Annotated in this window: 16 protein-coding genes; 2 read left to right on the forward strand and 14 right to left on the reverse strand. The window is 56.4% G+C overall.

All coding sequences use genetic code 11. The features are described 5' to 3' along the window. Positions 1–6: 6 nt before the first annotated feature. The 10 genes from SH421x_RS14990 to SH421x_RS15035 form a co-directional block, all read right to left on the reverse strand. Positions 7–1185: a putative Ig domain-containing protein gene (locus SH421x_RS14990; RefSeq protein WP_488850097.1), complete on the reverse strand. Its 1179-nt coding sequence runs from the start codon at positions 1183–1185 to the stop codon at positions 7–9. Then, positions 1182–2795, reverse strand: a complete 1614-nt coding sequence (gene pilM, locus SH421x_RS14995) for a type IV pilus biogenesis protein PilM (RefSeq protein ID WP_488850098.1) — start codon at positions 2793–2795, stop codon at positions 1182–1184. Before pilM ends, SH421x_RS14990 begins: the two co-directional genes overlap by 4 nt. Positions 2796–2811: 16 nt before the next feature. Beyond that, positions 2812–4548: a type II secretion system protein GspK gene (locus tag SH421x_RS15000; RefSeq protein WP_488850099.1), complete on the reverse strand. Its 1737-nt coding sequence runs from the start codon at positions 4546–4548 to the stop codon at positions 2812–2814. After that, positions 4545–5576, reverse strand: coding sequence for a PilW family protein (locus tag SH421x_RS15005; RefSeq protein WP_488850100.1), 1032 nt, complete (start codon positions 5574–5576; stop codon positions 4545–4547). Before SH421x_RS15005 ends, SH421x_RS15000 begins: the two co-directional genes overlap by 4 nt. Then, entirely contained in the window at positions 5573–6007 is a 435-nt protein-coding gene (locus SH421x_RS15010; protein WP_488850101.1) for a hypothetical protein, read from the reverse strand. The genes SH421x_RS15005 and SH421x_RS15010 overlap by 4 nt, the downstream gene beginning before the upstream one ends. 503 nt (positions 6008–6510) lie before the next feature. Beyond that, positions 6511–7143, reverse strand: coding sequence for a prepilin-type N-terminal cleavage/methylation domain-containing protein (locus SH421x_RS15015; RefSeq protein ID WP_488850102.1), 633 nt, complete (start codon positions 7141–7143; stop codon positions 6511–6513). An 11-nt stretch (positions 7144–7154) separates the two neighbouring features. Then, complete coding sequence (gspG, locus tag SH421x_RS15020) at positions 7155–7556, reverse strand: type II secretion system major pseudopilin GspG (RefSeq protein WP_488850103.1); 402 nt, start codon at positions 7554–7556, stop codon at positions 7155–7157. 38 nt (positions 7557–7594) lie between these two features. Beyond that, positions 7595–8800 carry a type II secretion system F family protein gene (locus tag SH421x_RS15025; protein WP_488850105.1) on the reverse strand — a complete coding sequence of 402 codons (1206 nt, stop codon included), beginning with the start codon at positions 8798–8800 and terminating at the stop codon, positions 7595–7597. A gap of 42 nt (positions 8801–8842) precedes the next feature. Continuing rightward, a complete protein-coding gene (locus SH421x_RS15030) occupies positions 8843–10573 on the reverse strand; it encodes a GspE/PulE family protein (protein ID WP_488850107.1) in 1731 nt (576 codons plus the stop codon). 376 nt (positions 10574–10949) lie between these two features. Next, the gene (locus SH421x_RS15035; protein WP_488850108.1) at positions 10950–11726 is read right to left on the reverse strand and encodes a hypothetical protein; all 777 of its coding nucleotides are present in this window, start codon (positions 11724–11726) and stop codon (positions 10950–10952) included. Positions 11727–11936: 210 nt separating this feature from the next. Here SH421x_RS15035 and SH421x_RS15040 point away from each other — a divergent pair, with 210 nt between their 5' ends. Further along, positions 11937–13277, forward strand: a complete 1341-nt coding sequence (locus SH421x_RS15040; RefSeq protein ID WP_488850109.1) for an EF-hand domain-containing protein — start codon at positions 11937–11939, stop codon at positions 13275–13277. A 610-nt stretch (positions 13278–13887) separates the two neighbouring features. On the opposite strand, the gene SH421x_RS15045 is transcribed toward SH421x_RS15040, so the two are convergent. After that, positions 13888–15387: a sensor histidine kinase gene (locus tag SH421x_RS15045; protein ID WP_488850110.1), complete on the reverse strand. Its 1500-nt coding sequence runs from the start codon at positions 15385–15387 to the stop codon at positions 13888–13890. Positions 15388–15475: 88 nt separating this feature from the next. Next, on the reverse strand, positions 15476–16147 hold the full coding sequence (locus tag SH421x_RS15050; RefSeq protein WP_488850111.1) for a response regulator transcription factor: 672 nt from the start codon (positions 16145–16147) through the stop codon (positions 15476–15478). Positions 16148–16743: 596 nt separating this feature from the next. Between SH421x_RS15050 and SH421x_RS15055 the strand changes: the two genes are divergently transcribed. Then, on the forward strand, positions 16744–17751 hold the full coding sequence (locus SH421x_RS15055) for an FAD:protein FMN transferase (RefSeq protein WP_488850113.1): 1008 nt from the start codon (positions 16744–16746) through the stop codon (positions 17749–17751). 186 nt (positions 17752–17937) lie between these two features. Here the strand turns inward: SH421x_RS15055 and SH421x_RS15060 are convergent, their stop codons facing one another. Both SH421x_RS15060 and SH421x_RS15065 read right to left on the reverse strand, forming a co-directional pair. Further along, the gene (locus SH421x_RS15060) at positions 17938–18123 is read right to left on the reverse strand and encodes a hypothetical protein (RefSeq protein ID WP_488850114.1); all 186 of its coding nucleotides are present in this window, start codon (positions 18121–18123) and stop codon (positions 17938–17940) included. A gap of 42 nt (positions 18124–18165) precedes the next feature. Next, positions 18166–19527, reverse strand: coding sequence for a hypothetical protein (locus SH421x_RS15065; RefSeq protein ID WP_488850115.1), 1362 nt, complete (start codon positions 19525–19527; stop codon positions 18166–18168). Positions 19528–19550 lie beyond the last annotated feature (23 nt).

Here is a 19550-nt window from a genome sequence, read left to right on the forward strand (position 1 = left end):
AGAAGCCTACAGCTCGGCCGCGCTGCGGGCCTCGCTGAGTGGTTGGCCGATGCGTAGCTGCACCGTTTCTTCGCCGATCTGAATTTCGATCACTTTGTCACCGACCGAGAGAATCTTCCCTTTGAGCTGACCAATTTCAAACGCTTCGCCCGGCTTAAGTCGGAGCATTTTGTTTTTGGTCCGCAGGCTGACCCAGGCTTCGGGCTGTGCGCCCGAGACAATAGTCGCGGTCAAAAAAGCATGCTCGGCGTCATCGAACGACGGTTTCGGTTCTGACTTCATCTCTGGCTTGGGCTCGACCACGGCGATGGTGAACTCTTGCGTGTCCATGACAGTCGGCTGTCGATCGTCGTGCACCATCACGTTGAATTTGTACTCGCCCAATTCGGTCGGTTTCCAGCTGATCGTGCCCCGCTCGCTGATCTGCAGACCTTCCGGAAATCCTTCGCCCAACTGAAACGTCAAACGATCTTTTTTGTCTGGGTCTTCGGCTTTGACCGCGTAGCTAAATGTCTTCCCCATTTCGGCCGAATGCTTGGTGGTCGAAACTAGCTTTGGTGGGTTATTGCCGGGATGGAAAAAGTCGCGGGCCAAGATCACTTTTTGGTAATCGGCCAAATCGCCATGGGCAAGCTGCTCTCGACGCTTTTGCTGGGGGTCGATCCGTTCATTCACCCCTTGAACGCCGATCGCTTCCACCGTCAACGCGACCTCCAGGTTTTCTGATCCCTGCAAGGGACGAAGCACCATCGACTTGACCTTGTGCAGCACGTCGAACGCATAAAACTCGTAGCAAAACTGCGTCACCCGCGCCAGCGGCGCTTTCGCGCGGATGCTAAACGCATACTCGGAGTGCATCCCCACTTTTTTTCCGCTCAGCGGCTTGATGATCACATCCTCAAAGCCGACCTCGCCCACTTTTTCGTGCAGCCAGTTGGAATACAACGACTGTGAAACGCGATAATCCTCGGGCAGGCAGTGATCACGATAGGTGGCCAATCGCTGCGCAGCGAGGATTGCCTGAATTTCGGTGAACTCTTCCTGGCTGATTTGGCGGTTTAAAGCGTCGAGCTGTTTGGCGCGTTGGTCGTAGGCCGTCGCATAACGGCCGTAGCCAAGATAAATGACGCCGAACACCACCAGCAGACCGACAAGGCTGACAAGAATTTTTTCGCGTTGGTTCATGACTGGGCCTCCGATTTGCCGGTGACGCTTTCTTCTGCGGCGGGCTCTGTTTTGACCGGCTCAGTTTTGACCGGCTCAGTTTTGGCAGGCTCAGTTTTGGCAGGCTCCTCTTTCGCAGGCTCCTCAATTACTGGTACGGGCTCAGCTTTTGCTGGCTCAGCGGCAGAACCTTGCTTGGCCGGCTCTGCTTCGGCAAACGGCGTTTCGGTTGGTTTGGCGACGATGATCCGTTCTTGGAAATTCCAAGCATATCCAGAAACTTCGGACTGCTTGCTGCCGAGATTGCTGACATGGTGCGACTCGTCACGGAGCGAGGTCTCTAGCTTTTGGATTCCCCCTTCGTCGGCGACATAGCCGTCTAGCGTGATCACGCCTCCTTCAGTTTGAGACGCGTCCATTTGCAAACGCGATAGGATCGCCTCTTCGGCCGAGGGCAAAGTGGTCGCCATCCAATACGCCTGATCGAGCCATTGCACGTTCGACTCGAGCCAGCGATCGATTTTTTCGACATCCAATTGCTGCGCGACCGCCGCTTGGTTCGATTCTTTCAAGCCGGCCAGCTTCGTCTTAGCGGCTTCAATCTCACTATCAAGCGAACTGAGCCGCATCCAGATCAGCCCGGCGACCAATATCGCAACAATCGCAGCAGCCGATCCGTAGGTGACATACAAGCTGCGTCTGCTCGGCGGCGCCGGCCGACGACGCGGATTACGCAAGTCCAGCAATCGCTCGGAAGGGACTGCCTGATCAACGAGAAGCCCTAACAAACCGGCGTAGCGGCCCCGATTGAGCACCTTTTCGGCGCCGCTGTATTTGACCGCAGGACTGGTAAACGGATCATACAACTCGGCAGGCAACCCTAAGGTCGCAGCGAGCGACGATTTCATCCCGGACAGTTCTTCCTGACCGACCAGAATGATTTTTTCGACACTATGCGCACCAAGTTGATTGCGAGCAGCGATCAACGTGCGGCGTGCTTCCAACTGCAAAGCTTTGGCGCGTTCTTCACTTCCTTCTTCGCCTGGCAGACGCGTCGAGCGGGTAAAGACGACGGCGCTATCGGCAATGATTGTCAGCTCGATATCGTCCGAACTCGATTCGACCACCAACGCGACCGCCGACATGTGGCGCGGGTCCCGCGCCATCAGCGAAGCAGCCGCTAGCGGACGAACGCCCACTTGCTCAACTACCAAGCCAGCGGCTGCACAAGGGGTCTCAATCCCTTTTAATCCTTTGCCCGAAATCCCAGCCGCCAACACGATTGTCTGGCCGACGGCGTTGACTTCGATCGGCGTATAATCAAGCAGCCAATCATCCGTCAGCGCTGTAAATTCACGAATCGCCGCAAAGCGAACCATGTCGGGCAGATCTTCGGCCGGCGCCGGCGGCAATGTCAGCACATGCAGTTCGACGGCGCTGCGCGACAACGTGACGCAGACTGGGCCGGTGGCAATATTGCGATCGGACAGTGCAGTCCGAATCGATTCGGCGAGATCACTGGTGCGCGGCGCAGCAAACGCGGATTCGATCGTCACGCCGCCGCTGCGCGTGCGCGCGACGACGACGCGAATTTCACTGCCGTCCCATTCGATTCCAATCAACTTCGCCATTAGGCGTACGCTCCGGTTAGTTGGCTGCGCCCGAAAATCCAAGGCCGAGTCCCAAAACCTCTAAGGGATGCCCGCGCCCGAGATGACTGATATCTCTCCACAATAATAGCCGTGGCTCGGGCTGAGTAGCGTCAATTACGGCTTCATGCCGACTAAATGCCAGTCCCCCCTCGTAATAACCGACAATCTGGGCTCGATGGACGTTTCCGCCGGCGTTGACCAGCGGCAACAAGGTCTTCATCTCGTCCAGCGTGACCAGTCCTTCCATCCAGATCCAGGTCTCGTAGGCCCGCATCGGGTTCTCTTCGTCTGCAACCGGCACGCGGTTCGCGATAATCGCTTCGGCCGCTTCCTCGGTCATACCGGGAATCGCGACCAGCAGTTCACGCGGCGCCTGATTGATATTGATGCGACCGGGGATGATCGGGGACTCATTCACGGTTAGCAGCGACATAAAATCAGGCATCCACTCTGCCGCGTTCAGTTGCTGGAACGGAGACTTCATCATCTGGCCGCCCCCCTGACTCGAATTTTGTCCGTTGGAATTTCCGCCACCGCCGCCACCTGCTGCGCTGACCGAAACCACCGCATCAATCAAATCCAGCGCACTGGAGAAGGTTGCTTTGGGCTGCTGGGTGAAGTCTAACTTGACCGTCGTGACATAGTTGGTATTGGTCGCATTGGTGGGAGCTGTGCCGGCGCCATACAAGCGATAAGCGACAATAAAATCAGCCCACTCTTGTGGCGCCACTTCTAGCAGACGCGTATGCAGATTCTGTAGATCCTGGTCATTGATAAAGATCTTCTGCGCACCATCAAGGCCGTAGTTCTTCTCCATGCCGTACAGGGTCAAATACGAAGTCCAACCACGTTCCGGCGCTTCGTTCAACATCTCCTGCTCAAAGCGATCCGCGTCAGGCGAAAGGGCCATCTCTTGTGGATCGATCACGCCGTTCCGATTTTCATCCCGTCCAAACAACAACTGCGGCGTCACGCCGCGCACCAGCAGTAATTCTTCGACTGTCTCTAGCGGCCCGTTTTTGGGTGCGTACGGAGGGTCGAGTCCGGAATAATAGTCAACTTCAGCGCCAAACTCGCGTGGTTCGTCATCCTCATCGATGTAATCGAGAATTGCGTCGGCGATATCTTCCGTCATGCCGGGCAAGCCCATCAGCAATTGCCGACCGGTGCTACCGGATGTCAGCGCCGGGTCACTCGCTAAACCGGCAAGTGACGAGGTGCTAGAGCTTGACGCCAATGCGTCGGCGGCTCCGCTGGCGCCTGCCAGACCGGCAGCGCTCGCAGCGCCCGAGGCGCTGCTCGACTGCTCCTCCAACATCAAGAGCGCGTTGAGATTCAGTCTTGAGGATTCATCTTCTAGACCGTAGCGAATTCCATTGAGATAGCCATCAGCGTCAACCAGCGGGGCCAATACCGTAAACCGTCCACGTTGCCGCTCGTCTTCTTCGTCATCAATGATCAACTGGCCCTGAAACATCTGCGGGTTGTCATAAATCCCGCCCGACTCTGTGATGGCTTCCTGCTCTTGACCGAGATAGGATTCCAAAAACGACTCACCCGACTCGGCCAATGCACGAGCTTGAATCTGGCGACCGGTTAACTGCACCGCATGGTTTTCGGTCTGCATCAACTCCGTAAACGCATAGGCGCCAAGCGTAAGCATCATCACCACAACCAGCACCACAATCAGGATGGCGCCGCGGCGAGCTGATTTCCCTTTGCGGCGACTCATAAAGCGGCCCCCGAACTAGAGTCTTCGGCAGGCAACGCTTCTTCTTCGGCATTGGGATCAATCGGCACGGCGATCGGAATCCGTACCAGACGACGATATACCAAGTCCCCTTCGGCAAGCCCAACTTCGATTGTCTCACCGCTGTCGGCGGCGCCGCCGCGATCCAGGGCTGAACGAATCGCGATCACAACATCTACGGCAAGCGGTAGACCGCCCATCGTTGAAGAGTCCCACTCGGTGTACCACTCGTAGCCGTCGAAATAGCGAAAGTTCAAAAAACTAACTTCCGAAGCGAGAACTTCGGCAGTCGCATCCAGTTGTTGAGTGTCGCCGTTTTGCAGCGCCCATTGCGTCACCGAGCGATCCAGCACGCGGCGCACCAAGCCTGACTGCTCGGCTGTTGCATCGGCAGGGTCGCCCACTGTTCCTTGATTGGCCGAGCCTGGGATCAGCAGATAGTAAGTGACCGTTTTCACGTCGCTGGGTCGATCGGCCAGTTTCTGCGAGCGAAATCCGACGTATTCAGGATCGTACTCATCGACGCGCGGCAAACGACTCATATCAAACTGCAACTCGGTCGCATTGCCATACAAACCAATTTGCATCGCAGGCACCGTAGAAGCGGCCAGGTCAGTCGTTGCAGCGCTGGCGTCTGACGCAGTCGTATCCCCCAGCGCGCTGCTGGCGGCAGAAGCGTCGATCGCAGAAGTCGCATCGCCGGTCAGCGAACTGAGTGCGCCTGATGTCGATCCAGCGGCCAGCGCCTCGACCGACGAGAAGTCGATTTCATTCTTCCAGATGCAATTGCGGAGGTCGTCCTCCATTAATTTCATTACGGCGCGGCCCAATTGCGCTTCTTCGATATTCGTGCGGCCAACATCAACGCTGCGCGAATACATTTGTATCGCCGCGCTAACCGCCGCCATCAATACGACTGCAATCGCCGACGCAACCATCAATTCCAGCAGCGAAAGCCCATGACGTTGCAGACGAAAACGGAGCGAGCGACCGCGAGTGTGGCGACTCATATCGAACCTCCGCTGGTGCTGTTGGTCGAATTGGGATCACTCGACTCAGGCATCTCTAGCAGTTCGGCCTCGGGATCAGGGATCCAGCGAATCAGTTGAAACTGATCGGCATCGGCCAATGACGTCGCGTTGATCCGACGGACCGACACCTGGACCGCCAACAAGCCTTCCATCGGAGCCGGTTGCGAGTCAATCGAATAGGACCACTCGACCGTGCGAGCAGGCAGCACAATTTCGGTATCGCTCAGCATGTCGATCGGGATATCTTGCACCGGATCCGGCAAGCGAACACCGACAATAATCTCGTCCATAATGCTCTGGCAAAGCATCTGCGACTCGGTCAATCCTTCCGCTTCGCGAGCACTGCGAAAACCAATGCTGATCAGTTGCCCCAACACGGCTAACGAGCCAGCGAGGATCGCAAATGCCAAGACAACTTCCAAGAGCGAGAAGCCGGCAGTGTTTCTTCGTAGCCCGCAGTGCAAGTTTTGTGATTGCGCTATTTCGAACCGCTGGCGCACTAGCCCCAGCGGCAAGCCGAGCGAACTAGGCTGGTTACGACGAACCGGTTGGGTAAGGTCGGTCGCACTCCCTCGGCTTGCACCTGTTGAAGATGCGCCTTTTCGCAGCGATGGAACACTAGCCCGCAGCGCCAGCGAGGGAATCCGCTTGGCTACTTCGAACCGGTTTGGAATCGTCAGACGGATTCCCTCGCTGGCGCTGCGGGCTAGTGTGAACGTTTTCGACTTCGTTCTTACCGAGTCTTTCCGTTCATTCTTTGCGAAAGCCAGGTTCCCTTCTGTCTTTATCATCCAACTGCGCAACTTTAAAAGGCGCAAGCGAGAAGAAAGCGGTCCGCACTTCGAAGCGTCTGGCGATTGAGGAGCGTATTTCCCTCGCTTGCGCTGCGGACTACATGGAAGCGAGGTCCCGTTCATTGCGACAATTCCTCCGACGACTCGACATCTGCGATCTTGGCGATCCCAGTCAAGCCGCGAAGTTTGACCATCTTCATCGAACCATCATCCGACTTCAGCACGACCTTTGCGTCGGAAGTGGTGCCGTCTGGATAAAACAAGATCGGCCGCGACTGTTCTGACGAGCCGCCTTCGGCGATTTGGCCATCGGTCGTTTCATAAGAGCGCAGATCAATCTCCACCTGCTCTGCCATAAAGACGATCCCTTCCGGCAAGGTCTCCTGTCGAGTCGCCGCTTCGACCGATTGCGTAATCAGCGAGTTGCCCACAACGCGGTCCCCTTCGCCGACCAGATTATTCTCTTGCGTATCGCTGGCCCTCAACCAAGGCTCGACCACATAATTGCCGGTATCCGTCTGAAAACGGAACATCCGGACGCGTCCCGACTCCATCGCTTCGACGCGCGATTTGCCAAACTCGGCGCAAATTGCATCGGCGGCGCTTTTCAGCCGCTGCGAACGAAGCGGCGCCAAGATGCTGGGCGCCGCCAAGGACAGCAGAATCACCAGCAACGTCAACACGACAAGCAGCTCTAGCAGCGTAAAACCGCGAGAGCGTCGTGAGCACGAACTGACAAGGTGATTCTGCATATACGCCCAGCTTATTGAATATCGTCCGCCGAACCTTCCACGCCATCGGGGCCAGCCGAATAAACGTCAGGCATGCCGGTCGCGGTCTTCTTGTATTTAAAATCGTTGTCCCACGCATCTTTCGGCAGCGTCTCTTTTTCTAGGTAAGGCCCTTTCCACTTGGTCGAACCGGCCGGCGCAACGATCAGATCTTCTAGCTTTTCGGGCAACTGCCCCATGTTCAGCAAGTACGTCTTGCAAGCTTGCTCCAACATCGAAGCTTGAACGGTCGTGCTTTTTTCTTTCGCTTGATCGAAGCTGCTGAAAATTGCGACGCCAGCGAACGAGGCTAAAATCACCAAGATCACAAGGACCAGCAACACTTCCAACAACGTAAAACCGCGACGCCGACGGCGATTGCGCTGATGCGACATAGCTAAACTCACTCCTATCCATTAAACGAAAAAAGGTCTTACAAACTGCTGCTCATGCGGAAGATCGGCAGCAGCAGCGCGATGACGACGACAAGCACGATGCTCGCCATCACCAACAGCATCATGGGCTCTAATAATCGCACGGTCAGGTCAAGCTTGCGCGAAGTCCGCTTCTCGAGACCGTCGGCAATTTCAACTAACACTGTATCTAACGAGTTCGACTCTTCCGCGACGCTGATCATTTCGACCACGTTTCGCGGAAAGTAGCCAGACGCCGACAACGGACTCGCCAGCGATTCGCCGGCGCTGATATTCTCCGAAGCGTCTTCAATCGCTTTGGCCAAAATCAAATTTCCGGCGGCGTCACGACTGATCTCCAGCGAGCGGATAATCGGTACGCCGTTTTTCAGCATGGTTCCCAACACGCGGCAAAACCGTGCGACCGCCAGCGACAGTAAAATCGGGCCGAACATTGGCATTTTGATTTTGATCCAGTCCCAACGTTGCCGCCCTGCCGCGGTCTTTAATTGCACATTGAGGTAAAAGACCAGCACGACCAGTCCGATCAAAATGGGGAGCCCAAAATTTTTGACCGACGTGCTAAACCACAACAGCCAATCGGTAATCGCCGGCAATTGTCCCCGCTCACGCAACCGAGCAAACAACTCATCAAACTGCGGCACAAAGACCAACAGCAAAAAGCCAAGCACAAAGGATCCGACCACGCCGAGAAAAACCGGATAGGCCAGCGCACTCATCGTGCGTCCCTTGAGGTCTTCCTGATCTTCGGTGAATTTGGCGACGCGATCGAGCGCATCTTCAAGGAAGCCACCCTCGGCCCCAGCGCGAACCATGTTGGTCGCCATTTCGCTGAACGCCTTCGGGTGTCGGCGCATCGCTTCATCCAGTGACGCGCCTTCTTCGACGCGACTGACAATGTCATCCAGCACCGCTTGCATCGCGGCGTTTGACGCTTGTTCACGCAGCACTTTCAACGATCGCATCAGCGGCACGCCGCTGCGGATCAACGAAGAAAGTTGCGCGTAAAGAACCGCCGCTTGTTGGGCGCTGACCCGTTTGCCGCCAAACTGGAAGCTGCCTCCCTTGCTTTCGGCTTTGACTTCGATCGGAAACAGCGACTTGCCCGCCAACTGCGTAATCACGTCGCGTTCGGTCGCCGCTGACAACACGCCGTTCACCTTGCGGCCGGTAGTATCTCGCGCGATGTATGTGAAGTCGGGCATCAGTCGTTACAACAGAAAGTGAAATTAGTTCAGCCTAAGAAACTACGCAGGCGAAGGAGAAACTTGTACCGATTCTGGCTTGGTGACTCGCAAGATTTCTTCGACCGACGAATCGCCGCTCAGCGCTTTGCGCCAGCCATACTGTCGCAATGTCAGCATGCCGTTTTGTTTGGCGATCTGTTTGATGCGGTGCGTACTCAGCCCTTCGGAGGCGAGTTCCCGAATTTCTTCGGTCGTGATCAACAGTTCATAAATACCCATCCGACCGCGATAGCCGACTCCACGACATTGACGACAACCGGTCGGCTGGTGCAACTTGCCGCCGGCCGCAATAAAGTCATCCCAGGGAAAGTCGGCCGGCAGTTCTGACCGTTTCGGCTCGTAGGCGACCTTGCAATGAGGGCACAGCTTGCGCACCAGGCGTTGGGCCATCACCCCTTCGATCGTGCTGGCGATTAAAAAGGGCTCGACTCCCATGTCGATCATGCGCGCAAAAGCGCCAGCCGCGTCGTTGGTATGCAACGTGCTGAACACCAAGTGCCCTGTGAGTGAGGCTTGCACCGCATTTTCGGCGGTCTCTTTGTCTCGAATTTCACCGACCAGCACCACATCTGGATCATGACGCAAAATGCTGCGTAGCGATGCGGCGAAGGTGAGCCCGATCTTGGGATGAACCTGAATCTGGTTGATCCCGTCTAGCTGATATTCGACCGGGTCTTCGGTCGTGATGATCTTGGTCGACTCGTCCTGAATTTCTAACAGTGAGCTGTAAAGAGTCGTTGTTTTGCCTGAACCGGTCGGCCCAGTGACCAGTACGATTCCATGCGGCAGCGAGATGATGCTTTTGAATTGCTGGTAGACGTCTTCATCCATCCCCAGCTCACGCAAGTCAAACTTGAGCGATCCCTTGTCGAGAATACGCATCACGATGCTTTCGCCGTGAATCATCGGGATCATCGAAACGCGGATGTCGATCTCGCGGCCGCGGACCTTCAGTTTGATACGACCATCTTGCGGCAAGCGTTTCTCGGCGATGTTCAACCGGGCCATAATCTTCAAACGACTAATAATCGCCGCCTGAAAATAATTGATCTCCGGCGGCACCGGCTGCGAGTGAAGCATGCCGTCGATGCGATACCGCACGACTAGGCCGCTCCCCTGAGATTCGATATGAACGTCACTCGCCCGAGATTCGATCGCTTCAAACATGATCTCGTTGACCAGTCGCACCACCGAGGCCTCTTGAGCCATCTCAGAAAGCTCGGAGCCGTCCGACTCGATATCGTCCAACAGTTCGATATCGTTGCTGGTATCTTCTTCTTTGAGCGCCAGCAACCCTTCGACTGTTTCGCCGCCGACCCCCAAGTTGGCTTTGATCAGCTTGGCGATCTCGATGCGGGAAGCCAACACCGGAATCACCGACAACCCGGTCACCGCAGCCACCTCGTCCAGCGGATACAGGTCAAACGGATCGCTGGTCGCGACAATCACGCTGCCGTTGCGGCGCTGCAGCGGAAACAACGACTGACGATAGATCAATCGCTGGGGCAACGTTTTCAACAGCGACAGATCAATCTCGGCGGTGGTCAAATCGACAAAATCGAGACCAACTTCCACCCCCAGCGCTTTGAGCGCATCTTCTTCCTCAACAAATCCCAACTCCACGGCGCGTTCGATCGCGTCGCCGGGCAGTTTCTGCTCTCGACGAACGATCTCTAACTGTTCGTTGGAGATCAATCCATGACGCACCAAGATTTCGCCGGCTTCAACCATGATTGGGGCAGATGAGGGGATAAGGGATGAAAAAGAGGATGTATTGGCTATTGTAACTGTTCGTCCCCCAGATTGGTCGATTTGTTCAGCAGTTTGTTCGTCTACTAAGCTCCAACGCGTAAAATCGCGTCAAAGTTTCGCAAAACAGAAAATACTGAAACAAAAAACCCCTGGCCCGTGCGGGCGAACCAGGGGAATTGCTGGAGGATCTTCGCTCGCACGCTTGGCAGCCTGTGGTTTTTCTCCACAGGCTGCTGCATCTTATGGATGAGACGCCAAAATAGCGATGTAATTCGTCATTTTGCGAGCCGTGAGGAGCTCCGCTCTGAGCCTGGCAAGGTTGAAAAACGCCACGGCGGCGCGTTTCAACCGGCTGTTAGTTGCCCGATGGCGCCGGGCCACGCTGATTGGGCTGATTACCACGGTTATTCGGGCCGCCGCGACCACCAAAAGCGCCCATTTGCATCTCATACGGTTCGCCGAGCAGCTCTTTCCATTTCTTTTGCTGCTCAGGCGTCAGCACGCTCAGCAGTTCGTCTTCTGCTTCTTTTTGGGCGGCGGCAAGCTTTTCACGCAGCTTTTGGGCTACTTCTTCTCGCTTTTCCTTCAACTCGGCAACCTGCTCTTCGGTCAGACCCAACGCTTCAACCACGCGCTGATTACTAAGCGCATTGGCCGCTCCTGATCCGCCGCCGGGGCCGCCGCCGCGAGCGACTTGCTGCTGCAACGTGATCTGTCGCAAGCGATTTAATTGATGCGGCAGCAAAGCGCCTTCCAATTGCGTCTTCACTTCGACCTGAATGTCAGCCATTTTGGTTTGCATGGTCTCGCGGAATTCGGCCCGCTCTTCTTCGCTCATCTCGCGAAAATTGCCCATCCCTTGGAAGACTTCCCGCATTTGTTCTCGAACTGAGTTCTGAATTTCGCGGATTTCTTCAAATTGAGCGTCGGGGATTTCCAGCTCTTGCCGGACTTGCTCGCTCATCAACAGGCCAAACTCGTCCCCCCCACCGCCAGGTCCGCCGAAACCGCCGCCTGGGCCGCCAAAACCACCCGGTCCACGACCGCCAGGCCCTTGAGCCGATGCTAGCGAACCGAACGTAACCACAAGCGCCGCAACCATTAGCGACAAACCTGCCATGCGCAATTTCATGACCATACTTTCCACGACGAGAAGACAAAAACGCCCTGAATGGGCCAATTTGGAAATCACCACCACAAATCTAACCCACGAGAGGGCCCGAGGTTCCGGCGATTTCGACTGCGATTCGGATAAAACCGAAACAAGCCGGCGGCTGTTTGGTTAATAATAAGTACCCCACGCCTTCATCGACTTTGATCCTCCCCTTGGGACGATTCCAATATGCGAAGCTTCCTGTTGTTGCTGATTTTAGCACTCTCACTTCCCACAACCATCCAAGCACAACCTCCCGGTGGGCCCGGCGGTGACCGTGGAGATCGCGGTGGTGATCGCGGCAGATGGGGCGGACGCGGCGGTGATGATCGCGACAGTGACCGTGAGGATCGCGATGAGGATCGCAGACGGGACCGCGGTGGAGACGACCGCCGCGGCGATCGCGATGATGACCGGGGCGGGCGTGGTGGCGACGATCGACGTCGCAGCTTTGATCCGACCGAAATGCTAAAACGGATGGACGAAAACGGCAACGGCGTGCTGGATGATATTGAAGTTTCCGATCGTGCCCGCGGTTTTCTCGACCGGATGAAAGAGAGTTCTGGCTACACCGACAAGGGCCCCATCAACATCGAAAAACTGACCGCTGCGATCAACAAACAGCGTGAAGGGGGCGTCCCCGAGACGGTCCCCGGCTTTGGCGAAGAAGCAGGCCTCGAAGCGGCCCAAGGCTTTGACGCGCCTCCCCCTTACACCGGTCTGGCGCTCGAAAACAAGTTTGACCAAAAAACGATCGACAGCGTCAACAAGATGCTAGCCAGTTACGACAAAGACAAAAACGGCTTTCTCGACGATTATGAATGGCCCGGCGCTCGCTGGCGTACTCCACCCGAAGGCTCTGACATTAACAAAGATGGCAAGCTGGATCGCTTGGAACTGGCCAAACGCGTCGCTGGCTTCTCGGGCAATCGTGACGAAGAGAAATCCGAAGCAGGCGACGACCGACGCGGCGCTGGCGACCAAGGCGATATCCAAAAGAACGCCAAGTCGATGCTGTATCAACATGACAAAAACAAAAGCGGCTTCCTTGAAAAAGAGGAATGGTTCAAAGACGATCTAGGCAATTACGACAAGAACAAAGATGGCAAGATCTCGGCTGATGAATTGGCCAGCCGCATTTCGAGCTTCGCCAGCAAATCCTCCTTTGCATCAAGTCGCAGCGAAGGCCAAAAAGTGGACACCTATCGCTTTTTGAGCCCGCTTGAGCGCTTACCGAAAGGCCTGCCCGATTGGTTCAACAGCAACGATGCTGACGAAGATGGCCAGATCCACATGAGCGAATACTCGGCCGCGTGGTCCGATACCAAAGCGGCCGAGTTCGCCCGGTACGATCTGAACGGCGACGGCTTTATCACCGCCAAAGAAGCGCTGGGGGGCGGCAGTTCGACAACATCCACCAGCTCCACTTCCTCAGCATCCACCGCCAGCAGCGGATCTTCAGACCGCGGAGAGCGCCCCCGCGGAATTGGTGGCGGTGGTTACGGCGGTGGTGGTTATCGCTCTCGATAGAGGGTGAATCGCTAAAGCTTCATAAGATTTGAGCAGCCGCTTATTGTTGAGCGGCTGTTTTAGTCTCTTGGTATGAAATCCAAGCACCTTTGCCGATCAGGTGATGCCGCCTAGTTAGAAAGACTCGTCTAGAATTCTAAAAAAGAAAAGCGGCGGCACTTTGTTGCACGAATTGTTATTCATCCGACAATACAAGATCTTTCGTTATGAGTTCCCCTAAAATGGAATCGAACCGCATCAATTGCGGCAAGCATCAAATTAACTTACGACAATTGTTACTCATTTGGATGCTGATTCCAGTCTGCATTTTGGTTGCACTGTTCGCCCATCGTAAAACGATGGCCGCCTATCGAGATTACAGAGTCAACCGATTTATAGAGGAGTCGCGACGCCGAGCGTTGACAATTACACCGCCGCAATTTTCTGTGCCAGCGGAACACGCTGCAGAAGTCAACTCACCGGCTTGGTCACCCGCAGTGGACTGAGCCTGGGCTAATTTAGCAAACCCACTGCGGCACGAAGAATTAGGCGTAAACTCATTTTTCTTCCCGTGCCTTCCCGTTCTTCATCCGTGGCCCAGCAGTGTTCCATTCTTCTCTTCCTGACCAAGCTACTTCGCCGCTTGTTGCGCTGACTCGCCGACCGTTTGTTCACCGTCGTCGCCGTTGCTTACTTCGGTTTCGGGATCGAAGGTTGGCAGCATGATGCGGAAAGTGGTCCCGACATCAGGTGCGCTTTCAAGTCGGATCGTACCGCCGTGTGATGCGACAACCGCAGCGCAGATGCTGAGTCCTAACCCAGTTCCTTGCGCCGGCTCGCCGGGGACGCACATGCGATCGCCGCGATAGAAGCGTTCAAAGACCTTCTCGTGATCTTCTTCGCGAATTCCGCAACCGTTGTCGGCGATTGATAGTTCGCCCATCAAGCCGTCGGCCGACTTACTTATCAAAACGTCGATCCGTCCTCCCTGAGGAGTAAACTTGATTGCGTTATCCAGCAGATTATTCACCACCTGACGCAAATGCTCGATATTGCCGCGAACCCAGCACGACTCCAATTCGCTATGCAGCGTTAGGCCGTTTTCTTCGGCGGCGCCGCGAAACATATCGACCGATCTCTGCACTGCATGATCCAGCGACATCGGCTGCAGATGAAAGAAGCGGCGATCCGACTCGGCTTCCGAAAGCAGCAGCAACTGGTTGACCAACGTTTCAAGATGATAGTTTTCTTCAATCAGTTCGCCCAGCAACTCTTGGTAGTCTTCGACCGGTCGCGGCTCGTTCAACGTCACTTCAATACTGCTACGAATCGCAGCCAGAGGCGTTCGCAGCTCATGCGCTGCATTGGCCAGCAAGTCTTGTTTGCGCTCGACATGGACTGCAATCCGATCAAGTAGCCCGTTGATCGTCGCGGCGAGCTGATCCATTTCGTCGCCTGTGCCGCGCCACGGCAAGCGTTCTTCGAGATGGCTGGGTCGCAAGCGGGCCGAGGCGCGGATCATCTCCGATAGCGGCTCGGTCGCGCGGCCTGCGAGCCAATATCCGCACAGTGGAGCCAGCACCAAGACAATGCCCGACGCGACCAAAACCTGGCGATCCACGCGCGCCAGATCTTCCCAGATCGGCCGCATGCTTGTTCCCAGTCGAATCGCTGCAATCCCATCTTGCGGCGGCGCCAAATCGTGCTGCACAAAACGAATTGAATCGACTTCGATTGGTCGTGAGTCAAGGATTGGCTGGGCATATTGAATCGCCTCGCGCGGCGCTTTGGTGCTGGCCCAAATGATGTCGGATTGTGGATCCAGAAAGATCACAAACCAACCATGCTGCAAGTGACCTTCGGCATGCTGCTCCAGGGTCTGCCGCACGTCCACAAGATCCACCGGACGCTCACTTAGCATCAATTCAATCTGCCGAACATCCTCTGCTAACAGCTGATCCACTTCATGATACAGCGCATAGCGCACTCCCTCGCGCAGCCCTGCTAATGTTGCACCTGCGGCAAGCAACACGACAATCGCATTCCAAATCATCAGGCGAAAACGAAGCGTTTGAGACGTCGTTTTTAGCGTCTTCCAATAGTCGCTGATCCCAGGAGAGAGCGAACCCATGCATTACTTTCAAGGTTTAAAATCGTCTGCTTTATTTTGTGTGAGCGGCAGCGACGATCGCTAGCACAACTTCAAGACAGTGCGTCAACTAACCGGCTCGCAATACATAGCCCCGTCCTCGCACGGTATGGATCAGCGGCTCGTCAAATCCTCGATCCACTTTTTGCCGCAGGTGATTGATATGAACGTCAATGACGTTGGTCATCCCGTTCCAATCTTGGCCCCACAGATGCTCATTCAGCATCTTTCGCGAGACGATCTGGCCTGCGTGCCGCATTAGCAGTTCTAAGATGCTAAATTCCGACGGCGAAAGATCAATCTCTTTGTTGCTGCGCGTCACCTTGCGGCTTCCCAGGTCCAACGCCAGGGGACCTGCTGCATAATTCAGCGCCGGTCGCGGGCTTGCTCGGCGCCACATCGCGTTCAATCGGGCCAGCAGCTCTGGAAATGCGAACGGCTTGACCATGTAGTCGTCCGCCCCGTGATCCAGCCCCTGCACGCGATCATCCACCGAACCGAGCGCCGTCAAGATCAACAGCGGCGTACGGATACCTTCTTCACGCAGCGCTCGCACCACTTCTAGCCCACCAATCCCCGGCAACATCAAGTCCAGCAAGATCGCGTCGTACTGCTGCGTGCGCGCGTGTTCCAGCCCCTTCTCGCCGCTACGCGCCCACGTGCATTCATGGCCTGCCTCGGTTAACCCGCGCGACAGCGACTTTCCCAGCAGTTGCTCGTCTTCGACGACTAAAATATGCATTACGGCAATCCAGGCTTCGTATGTACGACCCCAGCGGCAACTGCTCTGCCGCTTTATCTAATAATCCTACTGTAACGCTCCGGCAGCACTGCGATCACATGAATGTTTTTTAATTCTAACTACCTTTGCACTTTTTGACATCTCAACCCAAAATTGGAACACCGCCGAAGCACCCCGCATTAGCCCAGCCGCAAATCACCAGAGCCCAGGCAAGATCCCCAGCACCTGAGCGGCGGCGGCGACATTGTCGCATCACGCCGCCGCGCAGGTTTGCTGCACGCCAAGATCCGCAGCCCTCTGCGCGACGCTCCTCATCCACAAATCAATATTGCTTTGACCGGATGGTTGTCGATCGACATTGGCTGCTCGCGGGTTGACCGCCAACCTCCGCTTTTGCTACCAACGGTTTGCAAGGTTACCAGCCCCTTGCAGACCGTTTGCCCGCAACCCGCATCGAGCCTCCCTACCGCTCCGATGCGGGTTGCTTTTCCTCGGCCGGTCCCACTTTCTCAGACATTTTTCATAAATCAGGCGCTCCCCCAAGACGGAAGGTATAATAGAGCGACTCCAATTTCACTCGCCTGATTGAGTTCTCGATGTTTCGCTCTGCTTGGATCGCCGCCCCCCTGCTCTGTCTCTGCTGTCAAGTCGCTATTTCGGCGCCGCCGCTCGAACGTTATGAGGCCGTTCGTCCGCTGATGGGCACGGTGGCCAAAGTCGTGGTCTACGCCGATTCTCAATCCGCCGCTCAGCAGGCGATCGAAGCTTCGTTCACCGAGATGAATCGCCTTATCGCAATCCTGAGCGATTATGAAGCCACCTCCGAAGTCTCGCGGCTCGGCCAATCCAGCCCCGGCAAAATAAAGATCGGCCCGGAGCTTTGGGACGTACTTGCCTACTCTCAAAAAGTCAGCCAAGCCACCGGCGGCGGCTTTGATGTCACCGTCGGCCCGCTCACCAAAGCTTGGCGCCGGATGCGCCGCCGCCAACAGATTGATCCCCAAGCAATTGCCGAACTCTTGCCAGCCGTCGGCCACACTAAACTGCAGCTTGACCCCGCGTCACACACCGCACAACTGACGTCCGCCAACATGCGGATTGATCTCGGTGGAGTCGCCAAAGGCTATATCATTGACGCCGGTCTGAAGACCCTGCAAGCTCACGGCTGCCCCCACGCGCTGGTCGACGCCGGCGGTGACATGGCGATCGGCGCCGCGCCGCCGATGACCGCCGGCTGGAAGATCTCGGTCGCACAGTCCCAACAGCCAGACGCCGAGGTGATGCAGGTCGAACTAGCCAACTGCGGCGTCGCAACCTCTGGCGACGCCTATCAATTTGTCGAGATCGACGGGCTCCGCTACTCGCACATCCTCAACCCACACACCGGATACGGCGTCACCACCAGCCGCACGGTAACGGTCTTCGCTCCCACCGCCATGCAAGCCGACGCCTGGGCGTCAGCGATCAGCGTGCTAGGCCCCCAACAAGGCTTCACCGCCTTGGCCCAACAAGCAGATCACGCCGCAGCCGTCACCACGCTAGAACAAGACCAACTGGTCATAGAAAAAACGACGAATCTAGACGCCTGGCTATCAGCGCACTAAAAAAACGCGTTCCCCTGCATCGGCTTCCCTGCTCCCTAGCCCGCTGCGCAAGCGAGGGAAATAGATGATTGGCCACTTCAATCGATTGCCCCCAGAACGCTACCGACTCTTTTAAGCCTTCGAAGTCGCGGCCGGCGGGAGCCATATTTTGGTTTTCTGAAAGAGCCTTACTGAGAGTCTGGGATCTTAGTTATCCGGCACTTTGATGCCGTACAGCAGCGCGTACAGTGAAGGGACCATCACCATGGTCAGCAACGTCCCGACAATCAAACCGAAAAAGATCGTGACGGCAAGGGCGACCCAGAATACGTCTTGCAGCATCGGTAGCACGCCGAGCACGGTTGTGCCAGCGGCGTTGACGACCGGATTCAAACGCGAGACGGCCGCCTCGACATCATTTGAGTTCCATTGGCCTTAAGGTTTGGGAGCATCGGGATCGTCCAGACGTACGAGGAGCCACTGTTGGGTAGAGCCGTCTTCAAAGTGGACAAGAACCGGCGCCGTGTCCTGCGTTAAGTTGTAAATGCCGGTTTCCATGATCGGTCGTGACTTGCCGACCACATTCCAGGCAGATCGCTGCGACTTTTTGTCGACCATTCCTTCGATGGTTTGCGTCGTGTTGGTGACGGTATTGTTGAGGGTTCCCGACAAAACACCCTCTTTGCTGAGCACCAACTGCAAAAAGATCGTCGGATCGGGGCCAGATTTTGCGCCATCCTCGGTCAACGCAAAAACGCCTAGCGGCATCCACTCGCTATTTGCTGCCGGAGTCTCAGGCGCACTCGCGGCTATCTCTTCTGCCTGGGCCGCATATTCTTCCTCGGTCGCGACTGCTTGATCACCGTAGTATACCGAACCGTCCTCGTAATAGACGTTGTCGCCGTAGTTGTAATACGAAGGTTCGGTCCAGCCGTAGTCGACCCAACCGGTCATGCCGGACCAAGCTGCCCAACGGAATGGTCGCGTGATTGCCCAAGTGCCCCACAGAGGGTGATCAGACCAGAAATCACGGACCGGATGGTTGTGGACTTGATCACGGATTTCGTTGCGTCGGTCAGTGCGATTCTGCGTACGGTCGCCGCGGTTTTCGATTCGGTCAGGCCGATTGCCGGCAATCGGACGCTCGCCAGCACCTGGCCGATCACCAGCGCCTGGCCGAGCTCCCGCACCTGGTCGGTCGCCTGCACCGGGACGATCAGCAGGCAGATTTCCAGGGCGTGCCCCCGAGTCTCGCAGAAAATCGCCGGCAGCGCTTCCGGCAATCCCACCAGCGACGCCGCCGGCGATTCCGGCAGCGGCGTTGCCTGGCAAGGTAGTCGGTCGTGAAGCCGGCAGGTTACTCGGCCTTGCGCCCGTAGAGGGACTAAGCCCCAGAAAATTTTGGAGATCATTGGAGCTGGGACGAGCTCCCCCAGCCGCGCCAGGACGAGTTCCTGCGGCGCCCCCAGGTCGAGTGCTAGGCCGCGTACCTGGTGTTGTGGAGGGACGCGTAGCTCCGCCTGGTCGTGTGCCTGGATTCGAAGCGACTGGACGAGCAGGACTCGGTCGTGATGTACTTGGACGTGATGCGCTGGGAGTCGAAGGTCGCGACGCCGGGCGGCTAACCGCTGGGGATCGACTGGCTGTAGAGCGTGAGCCGCCGCCTCCGCTGAACCCGCCGCCTCCACGACCACCGCCTCCTCCGCCACCGCCTCGACCACCGCGAGCGGAGAGGTCATGGGCGACCACCAGACTCATGGCGAGTCCAACCAGAACTACAGTGACGATGCGTTTCATGAGAATCTCCTGAGAGATGGATA

The organism is Blastopirellula sp. SH421 (assembly GCF_057808535.1).